Genomic DNA, 11939 nt, shown 5'->3' on the forward strand with positions numbered 1-11939 from the left:
AACTCGGGCAATAAACAGTTGGCTTTGTTCGTGACTCACAAAATTTTTGCCAACTATTTTTAGTAGGTTAGAGCGGCGTTAGCCACTCAATTAGCTATGGAGTTGAAATGAAGTTAGAAGAAATGGATGCAGAAAAATTTACTGACTTACATAAAGTGATCGATTTAGCCTCTACCTGTTCAAACTCTAAACAAATAAAAGTTTATCTAAGTTATTTTGAGTTGTTTGCTAAAGCCAGACATAAAAATGGTGGAAATTTACCACCTCACGTAAAGAATTTGGTTCAACAGCTCCAACAGAAATGCGACGAGCGGCCTTGGCATGACAGTCTTTCTTTTAAAGTTGTATCAACAATTTTACTAGGTTTGTTTGTTGCGTATTTAGCTTGGAAGCTAGGTTTTTCGGGCTAACAAGTGCCTAAACCAAGTGACGTAATACAGCAGGCTTGCGCTCCTTTGACGCTAATTTTAGCCTGCTATTTCGCGTCGGTTAGGCAAGCGCTATAAGCCTTAAGGAGTTAGGGTGACACCCATTCTAACCTTTACGTAAATTATTATTTATAACATTAAGTTAGGTTAAATTCATGAAAATGAATCATTTAAAAAGCTGAACTACACTGACAAGATAAAAGTAATAAGGGATAGTCCGATAGGCGACAAGAAACTTTATAAAAAAGTAAACGGCTCGGGTTTATTAAGTCTGTTTTCATTTAAATAAAAAGCGGAATAATACGGTCAGAGAGACATGAAAAAGTTGGCCTTACAGGATAAAACGAATATGAACGCCTTTATTTTCTGCTGAAACAACTGTATTGCCTTGTTCATAAATGAGAAAGCTGCAAAACATGAAGCATTAAAAAAAAGGAGAGCCCATTTATACCAAAATACGCCAATCAAGCAACTATAACTTCCTCTAAAACGTCCATTAAAACAGCCGCAAATTCTCTTCTTATATTTTATGTGAAATATCTATAACGGATTGAACCAAAATAGGAACTCGGCTATGGTTGATTCATTAATAAAAATAAATTTAAAACGAGTTAATTTACAAGCTCGTTAGTTGCTCTGGAGACTTATGAGTAAAGCTGGAATTATTATTTTTGTGTTTCTCTTTATCACGTTTCTTTTCACTATAAGATATTTTTTCATTTTTGTAACAGCGTTTTGGCGTGGAAGGTTTAAATTAAAAGAGCTTAATTTCTGGTTGTTAGGTTTTATTATTTTTGTACTGACTTTTAATGTCGCAATGAATTTTCACGAAGAGTTAGGGATAAAGAAAACTTGTGCACAAAATGCAGCTTCTTGCTAAGTATAGCTAATTTATGCCAACTACTTACTGTTTAGCAAAGCATTTTATATTCCTCCATCATCATTATTTTAAGGATGACTTATGAATAACACAAAAGTGGTTTTAATAACGGGCGGAGGTCGAGGTATTGGGGCTGCTACATCTAAATTATTTGCATCAAAAGGGTATACGGTTTGTATCAATTACAAGTCTAATCTAGCTTCGGCCGAAGCTGTCGCAAGCGATATTAGGGCTGCAGGTAATCGTTGTATTACAGTCCAAGCAGATGTTTCGGTTGAGAATGATGTGCTAAGGCTGTTTAAAAAAATTGATGCAGAGCTAGGCCCTTTATCAGTACTTGTTAATAATGCTGGTATTTTACGTAAGCAGTCGCGTTTGGAGGATTTAACGGCTGAAAGAATTAATACTATTTTAGCAAACAACGTGACTAGTTACTTCTTGTGCTGTCGAGAGGCCATAAAGCGTATGTCTACACGCCATGGCGGAAACGGTGGGGTTATTGTAAATGTTTCATCGGGGGCATCTCGTTCGGGTTCACCGAATGAATATATTGATTATGCTGCCTCAAAAGGGGCTATAGATACACTCACTAAAGGTTTATCACTAGAGGTTGCTTGTGAAGGAATTAGAGTTAATTGTGTGCGTCCTGGGCTAATTAATACGCAAATGCACGCTGATGGTGGTGAACCTGAAAGAGTAGAAAGGTTAAAGGAGCTTATTCCTCTTAAGCGCGGAGGTGAACCTGAGGAGGTGGCCGAAGCTATTTATTGGCTTTCATCAGCAAAGTCATCGTTTTCGACAGGAAATTTTTTAGACTTATGTGGTGGCCTTTAATACATAGCAAACCAATGTAATGGCAATTCCTCACGCTTAACACTTTTAAGTGGGTGTTTAAGCTAAAAAAGGATTGAATATGCTACTCGACTTCTCAGTTCTTGTTCACAAGCCTGCATTAATCAGGTAGTTATAATAAGCGTAGCAGCGACGCACAGATCAGTATTTCGATTTTAAAGCACTAACTGGCTTTAACTAAGTAAAAGCTATATCAGCCGCATTTATTAAACACAACTATTCAAACACAACTATTCAAACGCAACTATTCAAACACAACCTCCCCCAAACACAGCTAAGCATAGAAGCTTCGCCAAATAACGTTATTTTAGTAAACGCGAGTTCATATTGCGGTGTGTAATATCTTTACAAGCATTTTAAGTTAGGCGTTCGTACTGGGCGCTTATTTTTAGACTCCCTTTATTAGAGATACTTTTTATGAAGTTAAAGTTATTTATTGCCGCAATTATTGCCTCCTCTGTGTCGTTACACGGGGCGCAAGCACAAGCAAGTGCTAAGTTTACTTTTGAAGATTTAAAAGCAATGGCAAAAGCCTCTGCCAAAAAGCCTTATACGCCTGTCGAAGTGCCTGCACCTGAGCTTATTGATAAAATTACCTATGACGAACATTGGAAAATACGCTTTAAAGAAGATGAAACCCTCTACCCAAATGGCAAAAAGGCACCGGTACAATTATTTTACCCTGGGCGATATTTTCCTGAGCCGGTAAGTATTTTCATCAGAGATGATAAAAACAATGTTAAAGAATTGCCTTTTAGTAATGCGCTTTTTGATATGCCTGACGATAGCCCTGCCCACGACCTGCCAGAAGGGTTTGGGTTTGCAGGCTTTAGAATTATGCGCCCCGATATAAAACCAGATTGGATATCGTTTTTGGGGGCGTCTTATTTTAGAACTGATGGCCCTCAGGGGCAATATGGGTTGTCGGCTCGTGGTATTGCAATTAATACCGGTATGAGTGAGCCAGAAGAATTTCCACGCTTTTCGGCATTTTGGTTAGGCCCTGCAGAAAATAAAGGTGAGAGCATGTCTGTGTGGGCATTACTTGAGGGGCCCTCTGTTACAGGTGCTTATCGGTTTGGTTTGAGTAAAGACAACAAAGAGGCCAAAGGGCATGTTACCTCTGTAAGTGCTAATTTATATATGCGCGCCGATGTAGAGCGCTTAGGTATAGCGCCGCTAACCAGCATGTATTGGTACTCAGAAAAAGATAAAACGGTAGCGAAAGACTGGCGCCCAGAAATTCACGACAGCGATGGCTTAGCGATTCATACTGGGTCGGGCCAGTATATTTGGCGACCGTTAAATAATCCGCAGTCGGTGTCGACCAATAGCTTTATTGATGAAAACCCTAAAGGCTTTGGCTTAATCCAAAGAGACCGTGACTTTAATAACTACCAAGACGACGGCGTGTTTTACAATAAGCGTTCATCAGCGTGGATCAAGCCTACGGGCGACTGGGGGAGAGGCGCTGTGCAGCTAATCGAAATCCCAACCAAAGATGAAACGTTTGATAACATTGTTGCCTATTGGGTGCCTGAAAAAGAGGTACGTAAAGGCGATGAGTTTACCTTTTCTTATGATATTGAGTGGCGTCCACTCGATCCAAAATCAAAAAACCTAGCAAGTGTTGTTAATACTCGCCAAGGGCAGGGCGGAATTCCTGGCCAGCCTATACCTGAGGGCGTAAACAAAATGGTGATTGATTTTGAAGGGCCAGTGTTTAAAGGCCTAGATAGAGAAAGTGGCATAAAGCCTATTGTTGAAGCCAGTAACGGCGAAATACTGGAGCCAATTGGTGCTTACCCAATAGTGGGTACCAACCAATGGCGATTAGCATTTGACTACAAACAGAGCAATAACGACCCCGTAAGCATACGCGCGTATTTGGTTGATAAAAACGAAGAGGCGATAACCGAAACATGGGTAAGTGATGCAAAGGTAACGGTTGAGTAACTATAAAAATTAAAGCGGTGGCCCTATAATTAGTTTTATGTAGCCACCCGAATAACTGCAAAATAAATGTTTTTAGCGAAGGTTAGCTAAAGCAATTCCCTTATTTCAATATACATCTAATGCTTAGTTATAAATTTAACATGCTTGGCTAACTACTTGGTGAATTTAGCTATTTTAAGTTGCTCCTACTTGTTTTTAAGTTTGCTTGTGTGAATAATAAACATTCGCTCAGAACAATAATAAATGTAATTAAATTAAGGATGAATATGAAACTTTACCCGTACTCAACAATTAAAACAGAAAACCTTAAGGGCCTGCTTATCGCTTCTAGAGTGCTTGGGTTTTTGAGTTATATACTGTTTTTTATAGCTATTTGCATTGGTTTATTTGGTGTTTTTTCTAACCTTGGCGCACCTAAAGATTTAGGGAATGGAATAGTTATGTCTGCACCAAATGCCGGTTTACCTGTGATGATAATGTCAATTTGGGGTGCCGTTTCTGCAGTTTGTATTTTAGCTTTTAGTGGCTTATGTGCAGCTGTTGTATCATGCGAATACAAATATACAAAGTCGGTCTAGCTATATACCGGCGTATTTAGGTAGTAAAAACGGGGCTTCTACTATCTAAATATTTATTTGTAAGACTAGGTTAACTACCGCGAACAAATCTAAGTTTTTTGTTCTTCTTCCTTATCTCAATAGCCTGGTATTCGTTTTAATAATAATACAAAAGCAAATCTACCTTAGCCTTTAATACATTCAAACTGTAGCTAATTTACCTTGATAAACCCTAATTTATAGTTAAAATGGCTGGCTTATTTAACGAATGTGCCTACTTTATTACTGACATAGTAATAAAAGCTGCATTAATTGATGTAAATACTAAGCGTGCAATTTTATGGCGTGTTATTTACCTCGTTTTATACCAATCCTCCAAATAGGTTACTTAATTAAGCGAATTGGTATTTGTAAATTTACGTTAGGACGAAAATTGGTTTGATATCATTGAACGACGATTTAATTGTAGGTAAAGGGGCGCATAGAACGTGTTACAGGCACCCTGAGGCACATAATTTATGTATAAAAGTAAGCCATGAAGGGTTTCCGCAGGAGCAAGACCAAGAGCTGGCTTATTATAAGCGACTTAGTAACCGAAATATTCAGTGGCAGTTGTTAGCGCGATACCATGGTACGGTACACACCAATATTGGCACAGGGTATGTGTTTGATTTAGTGATTGATGCAAATAATCAGCCGGCTAAAACGCTAGAATATTATTTAAATCAGCCAAATAGTGAAGCCTTAGCCGAGCCACTATTAAATTTAAAAGATTATTTATTGCACAATTTAGTGATCACCAAAGAAATAAAACCACGCAATATAGCGTGTGTTAATAATAACGGTACCATTGAGCGGTGTGTTGTTGTTGATGATATTGGTAATACTGAGTTTTTTCCTATTAGTAATTACGTGAGCTCATCGGCTAAGCGTAAAATAAATAGAAAATGGCAGCGCTTTGAAGCGAGTTTAAATGAGCTTGGCTTAAGCCTTAATTAAGTTTTAAACTCCGACTTTAAATACTGGCTTTAATTAATAACCGCAGCCCCGTTTAACACGCAGGGCTAAACTAACTGCACATAGCCTACCCTGCGGATACACAACCGTTAGTTACTTTTCTAACTCTTTTATATACAGCATGAGTGCGCTGTACATTACGCTAAGGGCTTTTGTTACATCCTCATCAATAACAGCTTCTGCGGGGTGATGGCTTATCCCGCCTGGGCTGCGTATAAATAGCATGCCCACAGGGCAAATAGGGGCAATAGCCATGGCATCGTGCCCAGCGCCAGAGGCAAGTGAAGGCGAGGCTTGGTTATTCAATTTACAGGCACTGCTAAACAATTGCTGAATTTGAGTGTCGCACGCTACGGCGTCGGCCGCATGTGTCCATTGCCAATCAAGCGTTAAATTACGCGATGTTGCAATTTGATCGGCGCGGGTATGTATTGCATTAAGTAATACTGCTAGGTCGGCATCATTTTGTGCGCGTGCATCTAGGCTTATAGTCGTTTTACCGGCAATAACATTTGTAGCGCCTGGGCGAGCATGAATTTGCCCTACGGTGGCGACTTCACCATTACTCGCGTTTTTTGCTAGTTGCTCTATGGCAAGGGTAAGCTCGGCGCAGCCAACTAACGAATCTTGGCGTAAGTTCATTGGCGTAGTGCCTGCATGGCCGCTTTGGCCTGTTAGGGTGATCATAGCGCGTTTGGCGCCAGCAATAGCGGTTACTACGCCTAGCGCCTGGTTTACCGATTCAAGCACTGGGCCTTGCTCTATGTGGGTTTCCCAATAACCGAGTAATTCGTTTTTGTTAAGGGCGGCTTTAGCGTAATCATCAGGGTTTAGGCCAAAATCAAGCATGGCTTGGCGCATGCTAATGCCGTTTGTATCTTGTATATTTAACCACTGGGGGTCAAACTCGTTCGCCAGTGCTTTTGAACCAATTAACGTGGTGGCAAAGCGGGTGCCTTCTTCATCACAAAAGCCCACTACATCTAAATGAAACGGTAAATCAAGCTTAAGTGTATGCGCAAGGGCGGCTATTTCAATCCCCAATAACACCCCTAAAATACCATCAAATGCGCCGGCGTTTGGTACGGTGTCTAGGTGTGAGCCAATAATTAATCGTTTAGCGCTTGGGTTAGATGATGCTAAGCGCCCCCATAAATTGCCGACTTCGTCCTGCCACGATTGCATGCCCGCCTCAGCCATCCACGCAGCAGTTACACGGTTACACTCTTTGTGCTCTTTAGATAAATACACACGGTGAATGCCACCTTGCATTTGCGATAGGCCACTGAGCGTTTTACAGCGCAATAACGCGCGCGCGGCAAATTTATTAGCCAGCTCACTGTTTAATAATGGCTCATGGAGGGGGCTTGCAATCGTCATGCTAAATCCTTTTTTTATTTATAATGGGCAAGGGCGGCAATAGCGGCTTCGCCTTTAGGGCCTTTGTAACCATTGGCGTGTAAGCAGGCATCTAGGCTTGCCAATGTTTGTAATACGGCATCTTTACGGGCGTTGTAACCCATGGTGCCAATACGCCAAATTTTGCCATGCAGCGGGCCAAACGAGGTGCCAATTTCAATACCAAAGTCGGTTAGCATTTGTCCGCGTACGTGGTCAGCATTAATGCCCTCGGGTATATAAACACCCACTACGTTGTTCATTTTATGGTTTAAGTCGCCAAATACGTTTAAGCCCAGCGCTTGAATACCCGTTAGCATGGCATCGCCGTGTAACTTGTGGCGGGCAACGCAGTTATCTACGCCTTCTTCAATAACAATGCGAGCACATTCTGATGCGCAATACAGCATGCTGGTGGCTTCGGTGTGGTGGTTAAGGCGCTCTTCGCCCCAGTAATTCATGATCATGCCTAAATCAAAATAGTTTGAGCGTACAAATGGCTCGGTGCCGTCGGTATGCTGCGCGGTACGAATACCCGCTTCTACTTTTTTGCGTTTTTGGATCCAATCGGCGCATTTATCGCTCAGTGTTAAAGGGGCAGAGCCAGACGGGCCACCTAAACATTTTTGCAAACCAACCGAAAGCGCATCGAGTTTCCACTCATCGGCGGGTAAATCGTTACCTACAATCGAAGCGGTGGCATCGCAGTAAAATAATACGTCGTGCTTTTGGCAAATATCGCCAATGTGTTCAAGGGGTTGGTTCATGGTTGTAGAGGTATCGCCCTGTACCATAGCAAGTACATGGGGTTTTACATCAACAATGGCTTTTTCTATTTGTTCGGGGGTAAATACCTCGCCCCACGGAACTTCTATGGTGTGTACTTTTGCGCCTACGCGCTCGGCTATTTCAGCAAGCAAGTGGCCAAAGCGGCCCATAATGGGCACCAGTACTTTATCGCCTGGGCGTAAAATAGAGCATAAAACGGCTTCTATGCCTGCGCGCGATGTACCATCAACTAACATGGTCCATTCGTTTTTGGTTTTAAAAATTTCGCGATAGCGGGCCATGGTTTCGTTCATAAAACCGGTCATTACTGGGTCGTATTGGCCAATTAGCTGCGCCGACATAGCACGTAGCACACGTGGATCTGCATTTATTGGGCCTGGGCCCATGAGTAATCGCTGTGGCGGATTTAAAGTTTGAATTTGCGTGTCGCTAAACATGTTTTAGGCTCCCAGAGTCTGAATAAGCATACGAATGCCCGTTATCATTAATACAACGGCAAAGGCGCGTTTTAATTGTTTTTGATCTAGCTTGCTACCAATTTTTACGCCAATAGGGGCAAACAAAATAGTAAGCGGAATAATAAGTATAAAAGCAGGTAGGTTTACAAGGCCCCACGTGCCAAGCGGCGCATCGGTGGGTGTAGTACCAATACTTAATAAAGTAATAACGCCCGGTAGCGCAATTAATAAGCCAAATACAGCAGCGGTGCCAACGGCAACATGAGCACGTACGTTAAACGCGTTTAGCATGGGTACGCCAATAGTGCCGCCACCTATGCCAATCATTACCGATAAACCACCTACAATACTTGCCATAATGCCTTGGCCAAATTTACCTGGTAATTTACTAACAAGGGCAGGCGCGCCGGCTCTAAATAACATGTTTAAACTTACTAAAATGGCAATACAGGCAAACATAAGTACCAATGCATTACCGCGTATAGAATGAGCTAAGTAGCTACATATAACGGCCATTACCAAAATAAACGGGGCCCAGTATTTAATTAAAGCAAGGTCGATATTGCCCTTGGCATGGTGCGAGCGAATCGACGAAATAGAAGTAGGCACTATGGTGGCAAGCGATGTCGCGGTGGCTATCATCATGGCCGACTCAGGGCTTACGCCAAAGCCTTGCAGTAAAAAGTACAGCACAGGCACAATTACTATGCCGCCGCCTACACCAAATAGGCCTGCTAAAATACCTGCAAAAATACCGGTTGCTATTAAGGCCGCTATAATCGGCCATTGATTTATTATTTCTGTCATTGTGTTCCTGCTGTAGTTACTGTTGCGCGACCATCTGAACGAGGATCGGTGGCTGCTTCAAGGCTGGTAGGCGTATCTAAAATTGCACCTGCATGACCCATCATTTCATTGTTATTATCAACGCTTACCCAGTCGTGGTCACGTTGATTTAATTCATGTTTAACTTGAATTACTAAGCTTTGCTCTACCTTTAAATTTGTGCTTGTATCGCCCCAGGTGCGCCCTAATAACCAACGCGGATCGCTTACTGCTTGGGTAATTGATTTATTACGCCATGCGTACCCACTAAATACTGCAGCTTGTGTTTGTGGCTGGCCTTCGCCGCCCATGGTGCCGTAGGCAAGGCGCCTACCATCGTCAAATTTTGCTAAAGCCGGGTTGAGTGTATGAGCCGGTTTTTTATGCGCTTTTAAGGCATTGGCATCGTTGCTATTTAAACTAAAACTTAAACCGCGGTTATTCCACACAAAGCCGCCTTTGCTCATCAAAATGCCGCTGCCAAACTCCCAGTAAACACTTTGAATAAAGCTCACTAGTTGGCCGTTTTTATCCCGTGCGGCCATCCAAACGGTATCGCCTGGCTCTGCATTAAATGGCCATTGCTTGGCTTGGCTCATATCTATATTGCTGGCAAGCGCATTTAAGCGCTCATCAGTTAATGCGTTTTTATAATCATCGCCTAGCGCATCTGGGTCGGCCCACAGTGTAGGGCGGTGCGTAAAGCTTTGTTTGGTTGCTTCAACAATTAAGTGCATCCAATCGGCCTCTGTTTTGGCTAAATGTTTTAGTTTATTAACAGCGCCAATTATTTGCAGAGAATGCACGCCTTGCGTGGGGGCGGGTAAGTTATAACACTGTATGCCCGATAAATTAGCACTGAGCGGCGTTACTAAATCGGCCTGCGTATTGGCAATATCAGCGCGTGTAATTGCACTGCCTGCGGCAGCTAAATCGTTTGCAAACGACTCTGCTAAAGGGCCTTGGTAAAAGGCGTTTAAGCCATGCTCGGCTAAGTGCTCAAAGGTACTGGCAAGTTCTGGGTTTTTAAAATGTTGGCCCGCTTGCAACGGTTTACCATTAGGTATGTAAAGTTCTTTAAAGGCAGCGTTAGTGTTTGAAGCGGTGGCAAGCTTTTCGCAGCCTGCTTGCAAGCTTTTAGATACTGTAAAGCCATCGCGCGCGAGCTTTATGGCTGGGGCTAAAATAGTACTTAGCGAAAGAGCAGCGTGCTCATCTACCGCAAGGGCTTTTTGCCAGCCGCGAAGTGTTGCAGCCTGAGTAAGCGCGCTTAAACCGCCGCGCTCTGGTATGTGTGGCTCATTGCTATAGGCGCTTATATCGTTTGGTGCGCGCCCGCAGGCATCAATGGCAGTGGGTATACTTTGGTTTGGGTTATCAATAAGCCAAAAACTGTCGCCGCCAATTGAGTTCATATGTGGATATACCACGCTAATAGCAGCCGCTGCCGCTACCATGGCTTCGGTGGCTGTACCGCCTTGTTTTAGTATTAAGGTGCCTGCCTCGGTTGCTGCAAAATGCGGGGCAGTAAAGGCAATGTTGTGTGTGCTCATGCAAGTGTGTCCTGTTTAAAGTGGGCAGCTAATTGTTGTACGCAGGCAAGTAGGCTTTTATCGTTGCCGTGGCTCATCATTAATGAAAACCCATACGGGTGGCCATTTTCTAAATTAGCCAATGGTAAGTGTACTTGCGCCGAGCGGCTCAAGCCCGCAATGGCCGATAAGGTGATTATTTGCATACGTAAGGCGCTTGTGTCGGCGCCCAATTTAGGTGCAGTTGTGGGTGTGGTTGGCAAAAATAAACAACTGTTTGTGTTTAGGTTTTTAGCGATTAGTGTTTGCCATTGGGTTTGTACATTTAGTGCTTCTTGTTCTTCTTGGGCGGTTAGAGCAAGCGCCATGTTAAAACGTGCCGCAATTGCCGGAGCAAACTGGGGAAGTTGCCCTGGCAATTGAAGCCAATCTTTATGCGTTTTTGCGATTGCTCGCCCTTGCAGTATTCTAAAGCTGTCAGCCAGTTCGCTTAATAAGCTGCTGTTAGGCAGTTCAAATTCTTTATGGTGTTTAAAATAAGGTTTGGTTTTTTCAAGCAGTTGTTTAAGCGGGGCTTGTAAAGCAGGGTCAACCAGCTCAAATAATGGCTCGCAAATAACTAAAGTATCAACGTTATTAATAGCTTGATTTGGTAACAGTACATTGCCTACATCGCTTAGCAGCTCTGCATTTTGCGTAAGCCAGCCAATGGTATCAAATGGGGGCGCTAGCGGTATTAGGCCATCTTTTTCAATTACGTTATGGCTTGGCCTTATGCCAAATAAGCCACAATAACTTGCCGGTATTCTAATAGAGCCACCAGTATCAGTGCCTAAGCCAATATCGGCTAAGTTAGCCGCTACAGCTGCAGCCGAACCCATACTTGAGCCGCCACTTGCATGGCCTTTAAGTTTTGGGTTTTGTGCTGCACCATAGTGAATGTTATTGCCCTCTAAGCTGTAGGCCAGCTCATCGGTATGGGTAAAGCCTGTAAAGCGACAACCCTCATTCATTAGTTTGTTTACGGCACTTGCTGTTTGCTGTGCAGGTTTTGCTGCTTTAAACCAGCTTGGGTTACCTGCGCTGTTGCGCTCGCCTTTAACTGCAAATACATCTTTTACCGCAAGGCGCTTATTTACAAGTGTGCCGTGGGTTTGTGTTTGCCATGCGTTAGGGCCATGGTCACAAAAAATACCGGTAAAATTATTATGTGTTTTGGTACTCATATCACCACTCGTTATAAAGTA

Annotated in this window: 11 protein-coding genes; 6 read left to right on the forward strand and 5 right to left on the reverse strand. The window is 42.9% G+C overall.

Annotation, left to right across the window (positions count from 1 at the left end; translation table 11 throughout):
- The first annotated feature begins 107 nt into the window (after positions 1–107).
- From PSH48_RS07850 to PSH48_RS07875, 6 genes are all read left to right on the forward strand, one after another.
- On the forward strand, positions 108–410 hold the full coding sequence (locus PSH48_RS07850; protein WP_256847962.1) for a hypothetical protein: 303 nt from the start codon (positions 108–110) through the stop codon (positions 408–410).
- 664 nt (positions 411–1074) lie between these two features.
- Positions 1075–1308, forward strand: coding sequence for a hypothetical protein (locus tag PSH48_RS07855; protein WP_004587078.1), 234 nt, complete (start codon positions 1075–1077; stop codon positions 1306–1308).
- Positions 1309–1389: 81 nt separating this feature from the next.
- Entirely contained in the window at positions 1390–2142 is a 753-nt protein-coding gene (locus tag PSH48_RS07860; RefSeq protein WP_273611298.1) for an SDR family oxidoreductase, read from the forward strand.
- 435 nt (positions 2143–2577) lie between these two features.
- On the forward strand, positions 2578–4116 hold the full coding sequence (locus PSH48_RS07865; protein WP_273611299.1) for a glucan biosynthesis protein: 1539 nt from the start codon (positions 2578–2580) through the stop codon (positions 4114–4116).
- A 266-nt stretch (positions 4117–4382) separates the two neighbouring features.
- The gene (locus PSH48_RS07870) at positions 4383–4694 is read left to right on the forward strand and encodes a hypothetical protein (RefSeq protein WP_004587081.1); all 312 of its coding nucleotides are present in this window, start codon (positions 4383–4385) and stop codon (positions 4692–4694) included.
- Positions 4695–5120: 426 nt separating this feature from the next.
- The gene (locus tag PSH48_RS07875; RefSeq protein ID WP_273611300.1) at positions 5121–5672 is read left to right on the forward strand and encodes a YrbL family protein; all 552 of its coding nucleotides are present in this window, start codon (positions 5121–5123) and stop codon (positions 5670–5672) included.
- A gap of 111 nt (positions 5673–5783) precedes the next feature.
- On the opposite strand, the gene PSH48_RS07880 is transcribed toward PSH48_RS07875, so the two are convergent.
- From PSH48_RS07880 to PSH48_RS07900, 5 genes are read right to left on the reverse strand one after another with little or no spacing between them, the layout of a single operon-like run.
- Positions 5784–7070 carry an allantoate amidohydrolase gene (locus PSH48_RS07880; protein ID WP_273611301.1) on the reverse strand — a complete coding sequence of 429 codons (1287 nt, stop codon included), beginning with the start codon at positions 7068–7070 and terminating at the stop codon, positions 5784–5786.
- 14 nt (positions 7071–7084) lie between these two features.
- Positions 7085–8314, reverse strand: coding sequence for a pyridoxal-phosphate-dependent aminotransferase family protein (locus PSH48_RS07885; RefSeq protein WP_004587084.1), 1230 nt, complete (start codon positions 8312–8314; stop codon positions 7085–7087).
- Between the two features lie 3 nt (positions 8315–8317).
- Positions 8318–9142, reverse strand: a complete 825-nt coding sequence (locus PSH48_RS07890; RefSeq protein WP_004587085.1) for a sulfite exporter TauE/SafE family protein — start codon at positions 9140–9142, stop codon at positions 8318–8320.
- On the reverse strand, positions 9139–10713 hold the full coding sequence (locus tag PSH48_RS07895) for a gamma-glutamyltransferase family protein (RefSeq protein ID WP_273611302.1): 1575 nt from the start codon (positions 10711–10713) through the stop codon (positions 9139–9141). Before PSH48_RS07895 ends, PSH48_RS07890 begins: the two co-directional genes overlap by 4 nt.
- A complete protein-coding gene (locus PSH48_RS07900; protein WP_273611303.1) occupies positions 10710–11918 on the reverse strand; it encodes an amidase family protein in 1209 nt (402 codons plus the stop codon). Before PSH48_RS07900 ends, PSH48_RS07895 begins: the two co-directional genes overlap by 4 nt.
- Positions 11919–11939 lie beyond the last annotated feature (21 nt).

Source organism: Pseudoalteromonas sp. Angola-4 (genome assembly GCF_028599265.1).
Taxonomy (GTDB): Bacteria; Pseudomonadota; Gammaproteobacteria; order Enterobacterales; family Alteromonadaceae; genus Pseudoalteromonas; species Pseudoalteromonas atlantica.